This window comes from Sorangium sp. So ce375 (assembly GCF_051473855.1).
In the GTDB taxonomy this organism is placed as follows: Bacteria; Myxococcota_A; Polyangia; order Polyangiales; family Polyangiaceae; genus Sorangium.
Map to the genome: position 1 here is coordinate 4,503,076 of NZ_CP150335.1, position 18,202 is coordinate 4,521,277.

The following is an 18,202-nucleotide window of genomic DNA, read 5'->3' on the forward strand; positions in this document are numbered from 1 at the left end:
ATCCGACGCATGGGGAACCCTGCATGTTCGAACCGACCGGCCCCCGCGACCACCTCGTCCGCGCCCTGCACGCCGACCTGATCGGCCCCTACCAGCTCGACGAGGAGGGCATCGTCGAGCAGGAGGTGCTCGAGCTTCCGCCGTCCCGCCACTACCTCACCGGCTTCCTCGCCTCCGAAGAAGAACGCGAGCCCGAGGACCCGACCGCCGACGACAGCCTCGGCGCCGGCCCAGACGAGCCCGAGGAGGAAACCCAGGGGGAGGAGCCCGAGGACAAGCGCCCCAACCTGTGGCCGGCATCCATCGGAATGAGCGTGCTCGTCCCCAGGGAGACGCGGGACGTCAAGGTCACCGTCCGCTTCGCCGAGTATCACCCCGAGACCCTGAAGCCCGAAGGGCGCGGCCGAGGGCAGCGCGTCTGGAAGCGAACACCGCGGCAGACGATCGCCACGGACGTCCCGCTGGACCCGCAGATCCTCAAGAACGGGATCCGCCTGCGGGACACGGTGGGCCTCGTGATCTACGGCCAGATCAAGGCCGTCGAGCACGCGCGCGGGCTCCGGGAGGGGACGCAGGCGCTCGCGCTCTTCGTCGTGAACCAGCGCGGCGCCGGCGAGAGGGGCCGGCGCGACGAGCAGATGGTCTTCCAGATCGAGATGGAAATCGAGTGCGCCGAGGGGATCGTCCCGCGGCCGAACTTCTCCGACGAGGAGAGCGACCAGTGGGACCAGAAGGTCGCCGATCTGCAGTTCCGCGAGCGCGTCGAGTACGCGGTCGGTCACGGCGTCGCTGTCGTGGTGCCCCCGGATCAGAGCTCGGTCACCCGCGTGAAGACCACATGGCTCCCCGAATACGAGGTGCGGCGGGTCGTTGCGCACGAGGAAGACGACGTGAACGTCGCGATGGACGAGCTCGCGAAGCTCGACAGCGCCGAGGTGGTGCGCGAGCGGCTCCAGCGCCTGCCTGCGGCCTACGGGGCGTGGATCGAGCGGCAGCGAGGCGTCGCGCTCGAGGGCGACAGGCGCGCCGAGACCCGCGACGAGCTCATGCGGAAGGCCGACGACGCCCGGCGGCGGATCCAGGAGGGCATCGCGCTCCTCGAGAGCGACGCGCAGATCCGTCAGGCGTTCTGCCTGGCCAACGAGGCGATGGCCGAGGCCGCACGGCACCGGAGCCCTTCTCGTTATCAGGGCGGCGAGCGCCCCGAATGGCGCCTCTTCCAGCTCGCGTTCCTGCTGATGAACCTCCACGGCGTGGCCAGCGGCGAGCACCCCGATCGCGAGCGCGTCGAGCTGATCTTCTTCCCGACCGGCGGCGGCAAGACGGAGGCGTACCTCGGCGTCATCGCCTATTGCTTGCTCCTCCGCCGCCTGCGGCGGGCGAAGCTGCCCGACGGCGGGCTCGGGGTCGCCGTGCTCCTCCGGTATACCCTGCGCCTGCTCACGCTCGACCAGCTCGGCCGCGCGGCGACGCTCGTCTGCGCGCTCGAATCCCAGCGCCGGAAGATGCCCGCCGTGCTCGGCGACACGCGCTTCTCGGTCGGCCTCTGGGTCGGGCGCAGCGCCACGGCCAACACCCTGGACGAGGCGTCGAAGCTCGTCACAGGCTTCAAGCTCGGCGCGAACGGCAATCCCTGCCCGCTGCCCACCTGCCCGTGGTGCGGCAAGGAGCTCGGCGCGGGCAGCCTGACGCTCCTGCCCTCGAAGACCGCGCCCGACGAGGTGCGGGTCGGCTGCACCAGCGAGATCTGCGAGTTCTCGCGCGCCAACAACGACGAGGGCATCCCGGTCGTCTTCGTCGACGAGCAGGTCTACCGGGAGCTGCCGAGCTTCCTCATCGCCACCGTCGACAAGTTCGCGATGATGCCCTGGCGCGGCGAGGCCGGCATGCTGTTCGGCAAGGTCGGCGCGCGCGACGGCCGGCGCTTCTACGGCCCGATGGACGGGAAGCCACCGCGCACGGCGAAGAACCTCCCCGGCGGCCTCGCCCCTCCCGAGCTCATCGTGCAGGACGAGCTGCACCTGATCTCGGGCCCCCTCGGCACCATGGTCGGCCTCTACGAGACCGCGGTCGACGCCCTCTGCTCGCGCCAGACCAGCACCGGCGTCGTGCGGCCCAAGGTGCTGGCCGCGACAGCCACGGTCCGCCGCGCCGATACCCAGATACAGGCCCTCTTCGGTCGCCCGGCGAGCACGGTGAGCGTGTTCCCGCCGCCCGGCATCGACGACTCCGAGACGTACTTCGCGACCGTCGACACGAAGAGCCCCGGCCGGAAATACGTCGGCGTGGCCGCGCAGGGGCGCAGCATGAAGGCGATCCTCCTGCGGGTGTACCGGACGCTGCTCGCGGGGGCGATGAGGACCTACGATCCGTCGTCGTCGCCCGAGCAGACGGCGGACGCGTATATGACGCTCGCTGGCTATTTCAATAGCCTCCGGGAGCTCGGAGGGATGCGGCGGCTGGTCGAGGACGAGGTGCTCGGCCGCGCCGCGCAGGCGGAAGAGGCGCGGCCGATGAACGCGAAGGGCAAGCACCTCTGGTTCGCCGACCGGGATATCGGCGAGCCGGTCGAGCTGACGAGCCGCGAGCACACCGACGCGGTGAAGCGCACCAAGGATCGGCTCAACAAGCCCTGGAGCGATCCCGAGCGGATCAACGTGCTGCTCGCGAGCAACATGATCTCGGTCGGCGTCGACATCGATCGACTCGGCCTGATGGTGGTCGCGGGGCAGCCGAAGACGACGGCCGAGTACATCCAGGCGTCGAGCCGCGTCGGCCGCCAGGACAGGTGGCCGGGGCTCGTGGTGACCGTGTACAACCTCCACAAGCCGCGAGATCGCTCCCATTACGAGCACTTCGCCGCCTACCACGAGAGCTTCTACCGCTTCGTCGAGGCCACCAGCGTGACGCCGTTCTCGGGTCCCGCCCTCGACCGCGGCCTCGTCGGCATGCTCGTCGCGATGGTCCGCTTCGCCTCTCGCGATCTGACGCTGCCGAAGGGCGCCATGGGGCTGCCGGCAAACCGGCACCTGGCGAACGCCGTCCTCGACCAGATCGCCGCGCGCGCGAGCGGCCAGCCCGAGCTGAACCAGGACGGGCAAAAGAAGCTCGAGGAAGAGCTCCGGATGCGCGGGCACAACCTGCTCGACACATGGACCGATCTGGTGCGGTCGACCCCCGAGGAGCCGAAGCAGCGCCGGTACTCGAAGTTCGACCGGGAGAAGGTCGGCGGCAAGCCGCTGCTCTATACGCCGCTCGACGAGGAGCGGCCGGGCCCCGACACGCCCGATGGCCGCTTCGCGGCGCCCACCTCGCTGCGGGACGTCGAGTCGACCGCGCACCTCTGGCTCGTCGGGCGACGCCTGGGGAGGCAAGGCTGATGGCCATCGCGAAGAAGACCACGAAGGGCGGGCACAAGCCCCCCGAGGGCAAGATCCGGCTGGGCCAGATCGTGATGACGTTCGGTCCGGGCGCGATGGTCGACCTGCTCGAGCATGCCGTCCTCATCGGCGGCACCGACTTCTGGCGCTACGACAGGTACAAGGATCAGGGCTTCATCGACGAGCCCCGCCTGCGCGAGGCCATCCTCGCCAGGGTCGGCTCGAAGCTCGGGATCGAGCTCAGCATCAACCGCGCGTTCCGGCTACCCCCCGCGGGCGACGACGACGCGCCGTCACAATCCAACGGTATCCAGGTCGCCGAGTTCCCGTCGTGGTTCGTCTGCCAGCGTTGCCGCGCGCTCGGGCCGTCGAGGAACCTCGAGCGTGAGAAGGGGCGCTACGTTCACCGCTGCACCAACACCCAGCAGGGCGTCTGCGTCCCCGTGCGGTTCGTGGCGACGTGCAAGCGCGGCCACCTCGACGAGTTCCCCTGGAGCTGGTTCGTGCATCCATCCCAGGAGACGCGGTGCGAATCGCTGGATCTCCATCTCAAGGAGGACGCGTCCGGCGACTTCGCCCATATTCGCGTATGCTGCGGCGTCTGCGGCGCGGAGCGAAAGCTCTCGGAGGCGCGCGAGCCCAAGATCCTGCCCCAGTGCCGGGGGGAGAGGCCATGGCTCGGCTTCGAGGGACGCGAGGAGAAGGGCTGCGAGGAGAAGCTCAACCTGCTCGTCCGCACGGCGAGCAGCGGTTACTTCTCGCAATGGATGAGCGCGCTGTCGATCCCCGACAAGGCGCGCGAGGTCCTGAACAAGGTCAGCGAGGCGGACGTGTGGAATGTCGTGCAGGAGGCCAAGCGCGAGGAGCTCGCGCTGCTGCGCAAGGTCGTGGCCTCCGTGCGCAATGCGCTGCGCGACTACGACGACGACCAGGTGTGGACCGCGATGGAGACGATCCGCAAGGGCAAGTCGCCGGCGAGGGACGAGCTCCGGACCGCGGAGTACAAGGTCTTCCTCGAGGCGAAGGACGAGGTGGATGGCCAGCTTCCGCCGCGGGACGAGGACTTCTTCGCCTGTCGCCTGTCCCCGAAGCAACATCCTTTGCCGCCGAAGGTGAGCCGCATCGTGCTCGCCAAGAAGGTGCGTCAGGTGCGCGCCCAGATCGGCCTGACGCGCCTGTCGGCAACGCAGATGAACCTGCAGGGCGAAACCGAGGACACGAGCACCCTCCAGCCGCTCGGGCTGACGCCGACCTGGCTGCCGGCGGCAGAGATCTTCGGCGAGGGGGTGCTTGTCTGCCTGGACGAAGGGGCCGTTCGGAAATGGGAGAGCCGACCGGCGGTGATCCGTCGCAACGAGGAGCTCGCGGAAGGGTACAAGCAGGAGTTCAAGGGAAACAACCGGGGGCCGAAGTTTCCGGAAGCCAGGTTTTACCTCCTGCACTCGCTCTCGCACCTCCTGGTGTCCTCGATATCGCTCCAGTGCGGCTATTCGGCGAGCGCGCTCTCCGAGCGCATCTACTGTGCGTCGGCGACCGACGACCTGCCGATGGCGGCGATCTTCATCATGACCGGCACGAGCGGCGCCGAGGGCACGCTCGGAGGGCTCGTCGAGCAAGGTCGCTTCATCGGCCGGCACCTCCGTCGCGCCTGGGACATGGCCTCGCTGTGCTCCAACGATCCGGTCTGCGCGCATCATTCGCCCGGGGACCAGTCGGGGCGCCACCTCGAGGGCGCCGCCTGCCATGGGTGCCTGTTCGTCGCAGAGCCGGCGTGTGAGCGATTCAACCGCTACCTGGACCGGGCGCTCGTCGTGCCAGCGATGGGGCACGATCCCGAGCTCGCCTTCTTCAAGGTGCGCCCGTGACGGGGGCGGGGTTATCCGCGGTCACGGAGCAGGATCTGCTCGCCCTCGTCGCCGCGCTCGAGCGGGGGGACGTGCGCGCGCCGATGAGCGAGACGGGCCTGCGGGCCAACGGCTTCGGGCACCTCGTCGACGCGTTGCGGCCTTATCTCAAGCTCGGTCGGGAAGGCATTCACGCGGTCGTCGACGTCGTGCTCGCCGAGCGGCGGCATCGCAAGGCCGCCAGGCTCACCCTGGTCTGGACGGGCGACGACCCGGGCGTCAGCCATTCTCGCCACACGCGGGTCCTCCTGCCCGAGCTCTTCGAGCGGGCGCGGCAGCACGTGCTCGTCGCCGGCTACTCCATCGACCACGGCGCGGAGCTCTTCGCGTCGCTGCACCGGGGGATGGTCGACCATGGGGTGACGGCGGATCTCTTCGTCGACGTGGATCAGCTCGCCAAGCGGCTGGAGCAGGCGGCGAAGGGCGCAGGGCAGAGCTGGCCCCTGGTGTCGGCGCCGCTCGTGGCCGCGAAGGGGAATGTGGCGCGGGGGCAGGCCGTGGTGGCGCTGTTCTTCCGGCTGATGTGGCCGTTCGGCGACCCGAGGCCGGTCGTCTATTTCGACCCGAGGACGGCAGACAGGCAGAGCGCGGTCAGCCTGCACGCGAAGTGTGTCGTGATCGACCACGAGTACACGCTCATCACGTCGGCGAACTTCACGGATCGTGGGCAAACGCGGAACCTGGAGGCAGGGGTGGCGATCGAGGACCGGGGGTTCGCGGCGAGCCTCGAGCGGCAATGGCTCAACCTGGTGGATGCGGGGGTGGTCGTGAGGGCGTGACGCGCGCCCGACCGGGAAGGATCGGCCTGCCGGCGCCGGCTCTCGGCGAGCAGCCCTCGAGCGTGTGCGCGGGCGAGGCGCTGTACGCCCACCGCGCGAACCACGGCTTCTTCGCGCCGGAGGCAGCCGCCTGCGCGGCGGTCTCCGAGGAGGCCCGCGACCCGCGGTCGCTCGCCGCCCCGTCCTGCGAGGCGCTCGGCGCCTCGTCGAACGCGGCGAACGGATCGTCGCGGCGCTCCGAGCGATCGACCGCTGCGCAGCGCGTGGGGGTCCTGGGCCCGTCCCGGTGGCTTCGGCGTGCATGAGATCTGGACGACGAACCGTATCCGCGCGATAGACGGCGAGCGCCGCCATGCTCGAGAAGATCCGCATCCAAGGCTTCCGCGCGCTCAAGGACGTGGAGATCTCGCTGCCTCCAGGCAAACCGCTGGTGCTCATCGGCGAGAACGCCAGCGGCAAGAGCTCCATCCTGGATGGAGTCGCGATGATCTGCGCGGCCGCGGGCGGGCGGGCCGGGCGGGCGATCCTCGATCGGGGCGGATGGGCCGCCGTCGCGTGGGCCGGCACGAGCACCGAGATCGAGCTGCTCGCACGATTCTCGGAGCGCTCGCCCGTCTTTCAGCGGGAGAGGGCGCCGGTCGAGTACATGATCCGCTTCGGGAGCGTCAGGGCGAGCCCTACCGTCCTCGACGAGGAAGTCCGGGTTTACAAGAACGGCTTCGACCAGCGCCCGTTCATCGCGCTGAAGGGCGGCGCCGCGTCCTGGGCGGCCAATGTCCAGACAAGGAAGAACGATGTCGTGGCCTCGGTGGAGTCGGACAGCGCCATGCTCACGAACTCCAGCCTTGCGGCGATCTCGGACGAGGTGCGTTACCCGACGCCGATGCACGTCAAGGAGGCACTGCAGAGCATCGCCTTCTATCCGTCGTTCGCCCTAGGCGCCGCCCCCGACGGCGCCGAGGGCGCCCACGAGCCCATCAACGCGCGGCCCGTCGAGCGGACGCGCCGCATCAAGCGGTCTGGGCGCGACCTCCTCAACGCGCTCCACACCCTCTCGCAGGAATACCCTGACACGTGGAGCGCGCTGCTCGCCGACCTGCAGGCCGTCTTTCCCTGGTGCGAGGAGATGCGATTCCCTCCCGGGCCCGGTCGAGGCGTGATCACCCTGACGTGGCGTGACAAGCGCTCGGGAGCGACCCTCTACCTCGACGACATGAGCGAAGGCATGCGCGTCTACCTGGCGATGCTCGCCGCGCTTCACGCGCCGGACAGCCCCGCGCTGATCGCGTTCGACGAGCCGGAGCGGAGCCTCCATCCCAGGGCGATGCGGCGTCTCGTGAAGGTGATGGAGTCGCGCGCGGAGAAGACCCCGATCCTGGCGGCCACGCACGCCGACCGCCTGCTCGATCACCTCGAAGACCCTGCCGCGTCGCTGGGCATCACGCGCTTTTCGAGCGACGCCGGCGTCACGGTGGAGACGCTCGACGGGGAGCTGCTCGACGCCTGGCTCAAGGAATATTCGCTGTCGGAGCTGCGTGCCCGAGGCATGCTGGAGTCGCCTCCTCAAGACGGGACCTCCGCGTCGTGAGATCGATCGTCATCGCCTACGAGGACGACTACCACGAAGAGCTGCACCTGCTCGTCAAGGCCATGCGCAGAGACCTTGGTCTTCCCGAGATGATCGTGGAGGGGAGACCGGTCCGCGGCACCGGCAACTTCGTGCACGAGGCGCCCAGGCTCCTGCGGACGCCGCTCAAGCAGACGAAGCTCCCGCCCGATCGCGTCGTTTGCCTCGCGGACGCCGACAGGCCGCAGAACCTCGTTCCGGGCGCGCGGCCAGCGCCCGCCGGAGGGGACGGCGCAGCGCTGCACCAATGGGTGCTCGCCTTCGAGGCGTCATGGAAAGACCACCTCGTGCGAGAATCTGCGCTCTCGGAGGAGAAGTCGTCGAGGTTGTACGTGCGCTGTATCCGCTGGAACAAGGAGAGTCTGCTCGTCGCGTGCCCCGACGCCCTCCTCGAGCACGCCGAAGGTCGCCGCGAACAGGTTCAAGCGCTGCTGGACAGGTGTGTCCCTCCTCCAGCGACGCTCGGCGCCGAGGAGTTCGCAGTCCAGTACCGCAAGCCGGCGGAGTGTCTGGACCGGGTATTCCAGATCATCTCCGAGCGACGCTACAAGAAGGGGCGCGACGACGAGGATCTCCTGCGCGTTCGGATCAGGCCAGGTCCGGCTCGGCGCGCCGAGGTGCTGAGCCGCTGCCCGGATCTCGGTCGCCTCCTCGACGTGCTCGGGCCTTGAGCTGGCTCAAGCCCGCCGAGACGGCGGCCTCCGAGCTCCGGATCGGCTTGCACCGCACTCGATCCAAGAAGCCCGATTGGAGCTCCGCCTGGAGCCAGCTCTCGCGCTCTGCCAACAGGAAGAATGGGGCCGAGCACAAGGTCAGGGTCGGCGGAGATGAATACGCGTATCGCTACTTCGATCTGAATCTCGCCGCGCTCGGGGACGAGGGGGCCATCAAGGAGAAGCTGCTCCTTCCGCTCGACAGGTGGCGGCTGGGGGCGTGATCCATCTCGGCAAGCGCCAGCGTCTCGGACACGTCCGGGATCTTGCGTGACCTTTCCACGGTCCGCTACTCGGCGCCGTGCCGTGCTCGAGCGCGATGAGAGGCCCCCCGCCGCCGTCTCCCTTCACTCGAGCCCGATCACCACCTTCCCGAAGTGCTTCCCCGCCGCGAGCTTCGCGAGCGCCTCGTTCGCCCGCTCGATCGGAAAGACCTCATCAACCACCGGCCGGATCCCGTGCAGCTCGAGCGCCGCCGCGAGCTCCACGGTCGCCTGCCGCGACCCGACCACCGTGCCCTCGACGCGGACCGCACGGAACAGGATCGGCATCGGATCGATCTGGCTCCCCAGCCCGCTGAGCAGCCCGATCAAGCTCACGATCCCGCCCGTCTTCACCGCCTGCAGCGACCGCGGCAGCGTCCCCGCGCCGCCGACCTCGATCACCCGTTCCACCCCCTCGCCGCCCGTCAGCCGCAGCACCTCCTCGTGCCACTCCGGCTGCTTCCGGTAGTCGATCGCCTCGGTCACGCCGAGCGCACGCAGCCGCTCGATCTTCGCCGCGCTGGACGACGTCCCGATCACCCGCAGCCCCGCCGCGCGCGCCAGCTGCGCGGCGAACAGCGACACCCCGCCGGTCCCCTGGACGAGCACCGTCGCCCCGGGCGCCGGCCGCGGCCCCGACTCGAACAGCGCTGTCCACGCCGTCACCCCGGCGCACGTCAGCGTCGCCGCCTCGTTGAACCCGAGGTGCGCCGGCGCCCGGACGATCGCGTCCTCCCCGAACACCACAAGCTCGGCGAGCACCCCGTCGTTCCCGCCCGCGCCGAGCGCCGTGGCGCGGTACTCCCCGCGGAACGGCCCCGAATCCCACGTCGGGAAGAACGTAGAGATCACGCGATCTCCCTCCTTCCAGCGCCGCACCCCGGCCCCGATCGCGACAACCTCGCCCGCGGCGTCGCTCAGCGGGACGAGGTCCTCCTTGCGCTCGCCGCCGTACAGGCCGCGCACGACCATGAGGTCACGGTAGTTGAGCGACGCGGCGCGGACGCGCACGAGCACCTGCCCCGGACCGGGCCTGGGCGCGGGGCGCTCGGCGAGCGTCCATGCGTCGGACTCCGAAGCGTTCTTGCGAATGATGACAGTCTTCATGGCGTGTCCTCCAATGTTCCCTGGACACCCCATCCGTAGATCCGTTCCTCCGGGTGCAGTAGTCCGCGCGAGGGAACGTCACCTGTGCTATTTCAGCACAGATCATGATCTCGCTCGCCGCGATCGAGCTGCTCGTCGCCACCGTCGAGACCGGGAGCTTCTCGCGCGCCGCGCGCCGGCTCGGCGTCACGCCGTCCGCGGTGAGCCGGCGCGTGATGCGCCTCGAGCAGGAGCTCGGCGTGGCGCTGCTGGCGCGCACGACGCGAACGCTCCGCCTGACGGACGACGGGCAGGCCTTCTACGCGCGCTGCGTCCGCATCGTCGAGGAGCTCGGGGAGGCGACCGAGGCGATCGCGCGCGCGAGCAAGAAGCCCGTCGGCCTCCTGCGCGTCGACACGCCGGTGGCGCTCGGACGCGACGTGATCGCGCCGAGCCTGCCGCGCTTCGCCGCCCGCTATCCCGACGTCCGGATCAACCTGACGCTGCGCGATCAGTTCGTCGACCCCGTGGCCGAGGGGCTCGATCTGCTGGTGCGCATCGGCCCGCTCGGCGACTCGAGCCTCGTCGCGCGCCGGCTGGGCGCGAGCCGCATCCTCCACTGCGCGGCGCCGTCGTACGTCGCGCGGCGCGGCGCGCCCGCGACGCCGGCCGATCTCGCGCGTCACGACTGCGTCGGGTACCTGCGCGACGGGCGGCCCTCGGCGTTCCGCTTCCTGACCGGAGACGGCGACGCCGTGCTCGAGGTGCCCATCTCCGGGCCGTTCCACGCGAACGACGTGGATGTCCTGAGGCACCTCGCCATCGCCGGGAGCGGGATCATCGCGATGTTCGACTTCCTCGCGAAGGACGCGCTGGCCGAGGGGACGCTCGTGACCGTGCTCGACGACTACCCGACGACGACGTGGCCTATCCACGCGCTGTATCCGAAGAACCGGCACCTCTTGCCGAAGGTGCGCGTGTTCGTCGATTTTCTCGCGGAGATCTTCGCTCGATCCTCGCCTGAACGCCGGGGAGAGCGCAGGCGGAGCGGGCGACGCTGAGCGCTCCGCCGCGGGGGCCCGCCAGAACCGTCAGAACTGCCCGCCAGAACCGTCAGAACTGGTAGAGCCCGCCCGCCTCGAGGCCCCAGCCCGTGCGGTCGGCGTCCTGCTGCGCTGCGGCCGCCGGATCGAGCTTGTGGCGCGTGAGCAACAGGGAAGGCTCGAGCACGATCGAGAGCCCCTTCAGGGGCGCGAAGGCATAACCCGCGCGCAGGGTCACGTTGCGCTCGATGCCGGGACCATTGGCGCCCACGCGCGCGGGAGCGGTGGCCGGCGTGCCGCCCGCCGCAGGTGTTCCGGGCGTGTAGCCGAGCTGCATCTCGTCGGTGCTGAGCACCATCGCGGTCCCGGCGACGAGGTGCAAAGAGTGCTTGTCGAGGAACGTGACCTTCCCCGACACCCAGCCGCCCACCTCGGAGACGTCGTTCGTGCGATATCCCTGCCCGAGCGTCAGGAGGCCCAGGTTGGCCAGGTTCTTACCGCCGTACGCTTCGGCCCGCACGTTCAGCGAACCGGCCGTGATCTCGGCGAACAGGTTGCCGCCGAGCGCCAGCCGCCCCTCCTCGGTCGGCAGGTTCGCGTCGAAGGCGAGCCGCGTGCCGATCACCGAGGCGCCCACCCATGCGGTCTTCTCGGCGCGATAGCTCGCACGCAGCGCGACGGTCGGCGTGCGCGAATACTCGACGTTGTTGAGGATGGCCGTGACGTTCTGGCTGACCAGACCGAGCGCGGCGCCCACCTCGACGCTGCCGAGGTTCGCCAGGTAGCTGAACTGGTGGCGCACGAAGCCCGAGTTTCCGGACTGAAACATCCCGCCCACGAGGTTGTACGTGTGCGTGTTCAGCGGCGAGAACAGATCCCAGGTCTGGCCGAGCGTGAGCTTGTGCCCGTCGGCGGGAGACCACTCAAGGAACGCCTGGCGCACGCGAAGGCTCATCGCCTGAGCCGGCGAGGACTTGCCGAAATCGACGAAATCGACCTCGACCTGCCCCTTCACGGGCGTGCCCTCCCCGACGGCCACACCAACGCGCGTCTGCTGCGCCTGAAAGGTGAGGCCGACGGCGTCCGGATCGGCGAGGAACAGCGGGTTCACCGCGGCCGTCGGGGCGCTGTAGTTCGGGTTGCCGAAGGACTCGAGGCCGTTCCCCACGACGACCGTGGGCTTGAGGATCCCGTAGACACGTACGAGAGGCTTGTCATCGGCCTTCTTCTGCTCGACCGGCGGCGGAGGAGGAGCAGGCCGGGGCTCCTCCACGGCCGGCGGCGCGGCCGCGCCCGGCGCAGCCTGCTGCGCCGGCTCCGCCGGCTGCGCGTTGCTCGTGGCCGGTGCAGCGACCCCGGCCAGCGCGAGCGAGACGACAAGGGTTGCGCTGGGCGTCTTCCAAGTGCTCATGAACAATCTCCTCCGGCGGTGAATCGGGTACGCGGGTTCACGTTCCGACATCCACGAGGGCTGCATCGGCGCCGCTGCCGACCACGACGCTCGTCATGCCGGTATTCACGTGGGTCTCCCGAGAGCAGGGGCCGCGCAAAGCGATTTCGACTTGCTTATGATTTTATCGCGGTCCAGGAATGGCAGGACACCTTACTATTGACCCGCCGGGCTGCCAAATATCACGCTCCGAACCAGCGGGGCTCCCCGCGGCGAGCGCTCGGCGTGGGGGGTGAGCCGCGGCGAGGCGGAGGCAAAGCTCGGCTCCAGCTCGCCGCGTTATCGTACGGTGACCGTGAAATCCTTCAGCACGGTCCCGCCGCTGCGGGTCTTCACGACACCCGCTTTGGGCCCCGGCGTCCAGCTCGGCGTGCAGGTGAAGGTCGCCCGCGTCGGCGTGACGCTGCCCATCACCAGATCGGCGCAGTCGGCGATCCAGGCCGCGAGCGTCGGAGGCAGGTTGTCGCCCTCCACGGTGAAGGTCGTCCGCGTGCCGAGCCAGGCGGTCGACGGGGTCACGGAGCAGACGGATCTCTCGGAGCTCTCGGGGCGCCGGAGCCAGCCTGTGACCGGGTAACTCTGGGAGAACCCCGAGACGGTGTAACTCCCGCCCGAGACGCTCATGCTCAGCGTCTTCTCGTTATCACTGGAGTCGTTCGCCCAGTTCTGGTGAATCACCTTCACGTAGCTGGGGCCGACCTCCCGAACGAGCGCGATGTGCCCGTACTTCGCGCTCTCGGACCCCGGGCGGCCCTCGCTCACCAGCATGTCACCGACGGCCGGCGGGGTGGTGCTCTCGTTGGCGAAGGCGACGAGGCCCTTGCTCGACGCGGTCGCAAAGTAGGACCTCGCGTGCCCCGTCCCCTTCAGGTTCGTGTGCCCGAGCCGCTGGACATAGTAGCGGTTCACGTACTCGACGCACTGCCACTCCATGCCGCAGCAGCTGTAAGCGCCGCTGACGTGGGTGTTCGATCCGTTCGAGTACGCGTCGACCCCGTCGAAAGAGCCGACGCTGGTCCCGTAGGACAGCGCTCCCCGGGCCTCGCCGAGCCCGTGGGACATCTCCGCGGCATCCGTCGCCAGCACCTCCGCGCCCGGAAGCCAGCCGGCGACGGCCTCGGCGCTCGTCGGGCACTTCTCCGCACCGTCGACGCGACTCAGCGCCACGGCGCGGCCGTCGCCGAGGGGGAGGAAGACATGGCACTCGCCGCCGTCCTCATCCGTCGTCCCGCCGAGCACGATGTCGCGGCCCGCTGCCGACGAACGCTTCAGTCCGAGGTCGATGAGGCGCTGCTCGTCGACAGCCTCGACCCGCGTGAACCAGCCCGTTCCGTTCGCGTCGACGAGCGTCGCGCCATAGCCGTTTCGGGAGGAAAGCTCGTCGTCGTCGAGCGTGGTGCCGGGCTTCAGGGTGAGGGTCACTCCGCCGCGGAGCGCGGCCCTCACGGGCTCTCCGGCGGATTCCGCCGTCTGCCGTGGCGCTTCGCCAAGGCATCCGAGCCCCAGCGTCAGAATGGAAACCGAGAGAACTGAGGTGACCCCTGTCTTCATGATGAACTCCTCGTCAGCCGAGCTGGACAAGACCCATCCTGCACGGCAGATTGCGCGCGCGTGAGCGCGAGAGCTCCCGCGCTCCCACGGTCTCGGCTGGCACCTCGTTGACGGGCGCCGGCCCCGATGTGACCGTTTTTTTTGAATGCCTTCGCTGGAGGCTCCATGCAGCAGGACGAGGAAGGAATTCCCGTAGAGCCGCCCGGCGCTCGCCCGACCTCGGAGCGCCTCGAACAGCTCCTCCGGGCGCATCTCGAGCGTGGTGAGCGCAATCGAGCCGTCGATCTCCTGGTCCGCGGCCACGGCCCCGAGCTGCTCCGCTTCCTGGAGCGGATGCTCGGTAACCGCGCGGACGCGATGGAGACATTCTCCGACGTATGCTTCGCCATCTTTGAGCACATCGATGACTTCCGGTGGGAATCGCCGATCCGGAGCTGGGCATTCGCGATCGCGCGCAATACGTACAAGAGCTACCTGGCCGATCCGGCTCGTCGGCGGCGGGCGCCGGGCTCGGTTACATCCGCTCTGGAAGCGCTGGATGTCGTGGTCAGGACGACGACGCTCGACTACCTGCGCACGGATTTCAAAGACGCATTCGCCCGTATTCGACAGAAGCTCGATCCAGACGACGTGGCCCTGCTCCACCTCCGCTTCGATTGCCAGCTCCCGTGGCGAGAGGTGGCCCGGGCGATGCTCGGTCCAGGGGCGGTGTCCGACGCCGCGCTGAAGCGCAAGACGGCCGCCGTCCGGAAAGAGTTCGAGCGCCTCAAGCGGCACGTGCGCGCGCTGGCCGAGCAGGAAGGTCTGCTGGCGTCCGGAGCCAACGAGTGAATCACGAGGGGGACCGCGCCGGGGGGGAGAGCGATGGCGATTTTGCGGGCGACGACCCCGAGCTCGCCGCTCTCGTGCGCCGGCTCGGTCGCGCCTCGCGCGACGGCGGGGCCGGCGGGGTCACGGGGAGCGGCGCGGACCTGATCGGCCGACGAATCGAGCAGTTCGAGGTGATCGAGCTCCTCGGCGCCGGAGGCATGGGACGCGTCTACAGGGCGCGGGACACGGTGCTGGGGCGGAGCGTGGCGCTGAAGATCCTGCCGGAGCGCCATGCGGCGGACGATGCTCGCCGCCGGCTCCTGCTCCGCGAGGCGCGGAGCGCGGCGATCCTCCGCCACCCGGGGATCGCGGCTGTGTACGCCGTCGGCGAGTCGGACGGCATCCACTTCATCGTCATGGAGTACGTCCGTGGCCCGACCCTCCGGAGCGTGATCCGCCGGGGCGGGCTCACGCCGAGCGCGATCCTCCGTTATGGGATCCAGCTCAGCCGGGCGCTCGGCCACGCCCACAGGGCTGGCGTCGTTCACCGGGATTTCAAGCCGGACAACGTCGCTATCGACACGAGCGATAACGAGGGGAGCGAAGGGGAGGGGAACGCGAAGATCCTCGACTTCGGTCTCGCGAAGCTCCTCGAGCGGCCCGAGCACGAGGAGCGGGACGGCGCGCCAGGCGGCCTGCCCGGCACGGGCGCGAGCGCGGTCACCGTCGGTCATGGCGCCGGGACGCCGGGCTACATGTCCCCAGAGCAGGCCTCGCGCGGGCGCGTCGACGCGCGCACCGATGTCTATGCGTTCGGCGTCGTGTTGAAGGAGATGCTGGCGGGCCGCGCCGGAGAGGCCGGGAGCGCCGACCGCCGCCGCGCCCTGGAGGCGATCGCCAGGCGGTGCACCGAGGAGGCGCCAGGCGCCCGGTTCGCCGACGGCTCGGCGCTCGCCGCCGCGATGGAGGCGCTGGCGGCGCCCCCGCTGCCGTCAGGGCCGGCGCGCCGGCCGAAGCGCCGCCTGCCGTCGCGCGCGGCCGCGCTGCTGGGCGTCGCCGCCGCGCCCGTCGCTGCGCTCGCCGTTGCCTTCACCGGGCAGCGCGCGCCCGAGAGCCATCCCGCGCCGCCCGTCGCGCCGTTCGCCTCGCCATCGGTCGCGCCGCCCGCCGCGCCGCCGCCCGATTCCGGATCGGAAGCGCCGATGCCCGCGCCTCCTCCAACCCCTTTGTTTGCCGAGCCGAAGGCGGCGCCGTCCGCCCCGAGCCAGCGGGCCGGGACACGCCGAGCGACGACGACCCCGGCGCTTCCGCGCCCGAAGCCGCGCTCGGTGACGAGCCCGGACTCGACGTTTGAAGAGCTGCCCTACTGAGCCCGCGTGAGGCGCGGGACGGACGCAGAACACCCATGCTGAAACAGATGAGCTCTCCCTGCATCCCCGTGCTGTCTCTGGTTGCGGCTTCGCTCGCCGCCCTCTCCGCGCGCGCCGAGCCGCCGGATCGCGAGGGGCAGATCGCGGCCCAGGCGCTCCATCATCAGGCGCGCGCAGCCATGGATCGGCGCGATTTCGAGAGCGCCTGCCCGAAGCTCGAGGAGGCAGCCCGCCTCCTGCCCGACGGCTTCGGCATCGCCTTCACTCTCGGCCGGTGTTATGAGAGCTCGGGGCGGCTCGCGAGCGCCTGGAAGAGCTATTCGGTCGCCCAGGCGCTCGCGGAGCGGATCGGGAACGCGGAACGCAGTGCGAGGGCGCGCGAGCACAGCGAGGCGCTGCGGCCGCGCCTCGCCACGCTCGCGCTGGTGGTGCCGGAAGCCGTGCGAGGCATCGCTGGCCTCGAGGTCCGGCGTGACGGCATCCCCGTCGGCCCCGCTCAGTGGGGGGCGCCCATCCCGGTGGACAGGGGAGCGCACGTCCTCGTGGCCACCGCGCCAGGCCGGGGTCGATGGGAGAAGACGATCACGATCGCCGAGGACGGCGCGCCCATCGCCGAGGTCATCGAGGCGCCTCCGGCCGTCGAGGCGCCTCCGAAGGCCGCGGCGCCGGGTCCGATCGCGGCCGTCTCAGCCCCGCGGGCCGCGAGCCCGGCCTCGCCGCCAGCGCCGGTGCGGCGTGCGCCAGCGCGCCGCACGGCGCCGTCCAGCGAGACGTCCTCCGTGCAGCACACGGCGGGCCTCGTGATCGGCGGAGTGGGCGTCGCGGGCCTCGGCATCGGCTCCGCGTTTGGCCTGGACGCCATCGTGAACAAGAAGAGGGGCAAGGAGGGCCTGAACTGCACCGCGGCGGCCAGCGACTGCAATCACACCATCGCGAGGTTCTGGGGCGAGGGGCGGACCTCCGCGACGCTCTCGGACATCTTTTTCGCCGGCGGCGGCATCATGATCGGCGCCGGAGTCCTCCTCTTGTTGACGGCGCCATCACCAAAGCTCGATCGTGGAACGAGCGTGTCGGTCGGACCACATGGCGTCGAGATCTCGGGACAGTGGTGAGGAGCGAAATGAAAGAGAGCATCGTGAGCGACACGCTTGGTCCCGTGGCCCTCCTGGCGCTCGGCTTGATGGCCGGGTGCAACACCATCCTCGGGCTCGACAGGCCGCCCCCCACCGTGGACGAACACGGCCACGTCGCCCCAGAGGGCGCCGACGGCCTCGGCGGCTCGGGCGCCGGCGGCCGGAGTGGCGTCGACGGTCTCGGCGGCTCGGGCGGCGCCGGCGCTCCGGGGATTGCCGGCGGCGCAGCGCACGCCGAGGAGCCGGGCGATGTGGCAGGCCCCGAGGACGATGTCTGCGCGCCGATCGATCTCCTCGACGAGTTCGTCCCCGCCCGCACCGACGAGGACGACGACTGGAAGGACTGCGTTTGCACCGGCGAGAGGCCCAACTGCCACGCCATCTACGAGCTGAAGGTCACGTCCATCGCCCCGGATCGCTGGCACGCCGACCTCGTGTTTCGCAAGAACAACGATGAGAAGATCCCCGAAGAATTGACGTACTGGCTCGTTGCGGGACCGTTCTCGGCGGTGTGCACGGAGCTCGACAGCTACCAGGATGTGATCCTCGGGCCAAAGCGCGTGGAGAGCACTCGCCGCGAGGTCGTGCTGCGGAACGTGCCGCTCTGGCCTGATCAGGCCGCCTTCGATGCGGCCCCCATCGGCGCGACGAGAGACATCTTCGTCATCAGCGACGGCCGGGATGCGCCGGCGAACTACGGCAAGAGGATCTGGTTTCAACGCAAGGCGCTGAGGTTCCGCAAGTATTGCCGATGACCGCAAGATGACGAGCCGAAGGGCCGCGATTCCCCCGGACGGAACTCGCAAGGACCGACGTCGAGCGTGTGCATCCTCCTCGTCCGTCTCGGTCGCTCGGGCACGTTCCCCTGGTATCTTGGCGTCCTTGGCGTCATGGCGGTTCGCCTTGTCGCCCGACTTCCCGCGGTAGCGCTGGAGCACAGATCACGTTGAAGTCCCGAGGAAATCAACAGAAGGGAAGAGAAACCGCAAGGGCGCAAGGGGCGCAAGGGAAAGGCAAAAAATATCTCGTCTCTGGTCCCTTGCGCCCTTGCGCCCTTGCGGTTTCTCTCTTTCCCGCATTCCTTGCCCTTGGA

15 protein-coding genes are annotated in these 18,202 nt (G+C 69.8%); 12 read left to right on the top strand and 3 right to left on the bottom strand.

Features of this window, described 5'->3' with window-relative positions:
• Nucleotides 1-23 precede the first annotated feature (23 nt).
• Genes drmA through WME90_RS16770 form a run of 7 tightly spaced genes read left to right on the top strand, consistent with a single transcriptional unit; the run spans nucleotide 24 to nucleotide 8,627 of the window.
• Nucleotides 24-3,380 carry a DISARM system helicase DrmA gene (drmA, locus tag WME90_RS16740; protein ID WP_437282131.1) on the top strand — a complete coding sequence of 1,119 codons (3,357 nt, stop codon included), beginning with the start codon at nucleotides 24-26 and terminating at the stop codon, nucleotides 3,378-3,380.
• Nucleotides 3,380-5,245, top strand: a complete 1,866-nt coding sequence (gene drmB / locus WME90_RS16745; RefSeq protein ID WP_437282132.1) for a DrmB family protein — start codon at nucleotides 3,380-3,382, stop codon at nucleotides 5,243-5,245. The genes drmA and drmB overlap by 1 nt, the downstream gene beginning before the upstream one ends.
• On the top strand, nucleotides 5,242-6,063 hold the full coding sequence (locus WME90_RS16750; protein WP_437282133.1) for a phospholipase D-like domain-containing protein: 822 nt from the start codon (nucleotides 5,242-5,244) through the stop codon (nucleotides 6,061-6,063). The genes drmB and WME90_RS16750 overlap by 4 nt, the downstream gene beginning before the upstream one ends.
• A complete protein-coding gene (locus WME90_RS16755; RefSeq protein WP_437282134.1) occupies nucleotides 6,060-6,368 on the top strand; it encodes a hypothetical protein in 309 nt (102 codons plus the stop codon). The genes WME90_RS16750 and WME90_RS16755 overlap by 4 nt, the downstream gene beginning before the upstream one ends.
• 47 nt (nucleotides 6,369-6,415) lie before the next feature.
• Entirely contained in the window at nucleotides 6,416-7,651 is a 1,236-nt protein-coding gene (locus WME90_RS16760) for an AAA family ATPase (RefSeq protein ID WP_437282135.1), read from the top strand.
• Entirely contained in the window at nucleotides 7,648-8,361 is a 714-nt protein-coding gene (locus WME90_RS16765) for a hypothetical protein (RefSeq protein ID WP_437282136.1), read from the top strand. The genes WME90_RS16760 and WME90_RS16765 overlap by 4 nt, the downstream gene beginning before the upstream one ends.
• Nucleotides 8,358-8,627, top strand: a complete 270-nt coding sequence (locus tag WME90_RS16770) for a hypothetical protein (protein WP_437282137.1) — start codon at nucleotides 8,358-8,360, stop codon at nucleotides 8,625-8,627. Before WME90_RS16765 ends, WME90_RS16770 begins: the two co-directional genes overlap by 4 nt.
• Nucleotides 8,628-8,750: 123 nt before the next feature.
• Here the strand turns inward: WME90_RS16770 and WME90_RS16775 are convergent, their stop codons facing one another.
• Complete coding sequence (locus WME90_RS16775) at nucleotides 8,751-9,773, bottom strand: zinc-dependent alcohol dehydrogenase family protein (protein WP_437282138.1); 1,023 nt, start codon at nucleotides 9,771-9,773, stop codon at nucleotides 8,751-8,753.
• 104 nt (nucleotides 9,774-9,877) lie between these two features.
• Here WME90_RS16775 and WME90_RS16780 point away from each other — a divergent pair, with 104 nt between their 5' ends.
• A complete protein-coding gene (locus WME90_RS16780; protein ID WP_437282139.1) occupies nucleotides 9,878-10,813 on the top strand; it encodes a LysR family transcriptional regulator in 936 nt (311 codons plus the stop codon).
• 52 nt (nucleotides 10,814-10,865) lie between these two features.
• Here WME90_RS16780 and WME90_RS16785 read toward each other — a convergent pair whose 3' ends face one another.
• Nucleotides 10,866-12,206, bottom strand: coding sequence for a hypothetical protein (locus WME90_RS16785; protein WP_437282140.1), 1,341 nt, complete (start codon nucleotides 12,204-12,206; stop codon nucleotides 10,866-10,868).
• A gap of 318 nt (nucleotides 12,207-12,524) precedes the next feature.
• On the bottom strand, nucleotides 12,525-13,826 hold the full coding sequence (locus tag WME90_RS16790) for a CHAP domain-containing protein (RefSeq protein ID WP_437282141.1): 1,302 nt from the start codon (nucleotides 13,824-13,826) through the stop codon (nucleotides 12,525-12,527).
• Between the two features lie 135 nt (nucleotides 13,827-13,961).
• Between WME90_RS16790 and WME90_RS16795 the strand changes: the two genes are divergently transcribed.
• From WME90_RS16795 to WME90_RS16810, 4 genes are read left to right on the top strand one after another with little or no spacing between them, the layout of a single operon-like run.
• Nucleotides 13,962-14,627, top strand: a complete 666-nt coding sequence (locus tag WME90_RS16795; protein ID WP_437282142.1) for an RNA polymerase sigma factor — start codon at nucleotides 13,962-13,964, stop codon at nucleotides 14,625-14,627.
• On the top strand, nucleotides 14,624-15,976 hold the full coding sequence (locus tag WME90_RS16800) for a serine/threonine-protein kinase (protein ID WP_437282143.1): 1,353 nt from the start codon (nucleotides 14,624-14,626) through the stop codon (nucleotides 15,974-15,976). Before WME90_RS16795 ends, WME90_RS16800 begins: the two co-directional genes overlap by 4 nt.
• Before the next feature lie 47 nt (nucleotides 15,977-16,023).
• Nucleotides 16,024-17,088, top strand: coding sequence for a tetratricopeptide repeat protein (locus WME90_RS16805; RefSeq protein WP_437282144.1), 1,065 nt, complete (start codon nucleotides 16,024-16,026; stop codon nucleotides 17,086-17,088).
• 23 nt (nucleotides 17,089-17,111) lie between these two features.
• Nucleotides 17,112-17,864: a hypothetical protein gene (locus WME90_RS16810; RefSeq protein ID WP_437282145.1), complete on the top strand. Its 753-nt coding sequence runs from the start codon at nucleotides 17,112-17,114 to the stop codon at nucleotides 17,862-17,864.
• Nucleotides 17,865-18,202: the final 338 nt, after the last annotated feature.

What these genes read in the sequence shown, in the direction of transcription:
- drmA (WP_437282131.1), top strand. Translation starts at nt 24, where the DNA reads ATGTTCGAACCGACCGGCCCCCGCGACCACCTCGTCCGCGCCCTGCAC.
- WME90_RS16805 (WP_437282144.1), top strand. Translation starts at nt 16,024, where the DNA reads ATGAGCTCTCCCTGCATCCCCGTGCTGTCTCTGGTTGCGGCTTCGCTC.
- WME90_RS16795 (WP_437282142.1), top strand. Translation starts at nt 13,962, where the DNA reads ATGCAGCAGGACGAGGAAGGAATTCCCGTAGAGCCGCCCGGCGCTCGC.
- WME90_RS16780 (WP_437282139.1), top strand. Translation starts at nt 9,878, where the DNA reads ATGATCTCGCTCGCCGCGATCGAGCTGCTCGTCGCCACCGTCGAGACC.
- WME90_RS16760 (WP_437282135.1), top strand. Translation starts at nt 6,416, where the DNA reads ATGCTCGAGAAGATCCGCATCCAAGGCTTCCGCGCGCTCAAGGACGTG.
- drmB (WP_437282132.1), top strand. Translation starts at nt 3,380, where the DNA reads ATGGCCATCGCGAAGAAGACCACGAAGGGCGGGCACAAGCCCCCCGAG.
- WME90_RS16775 (WP_437282138.1), bottom strand. Translation starts at nt 9,773, where the DNA reads ATGAAGACTGTCATCATTCGCAAGAACGCTTCGGAGTCCGACGCATGG.
- WME90_RS16785 (WP_437282140.1), bottom strand. Translation starts at nt 12,206, where the DNA reads ATGAGCACTTGGAAGACGCCCAGCGCAACCCTTGTCGTCTCGCTCGCG.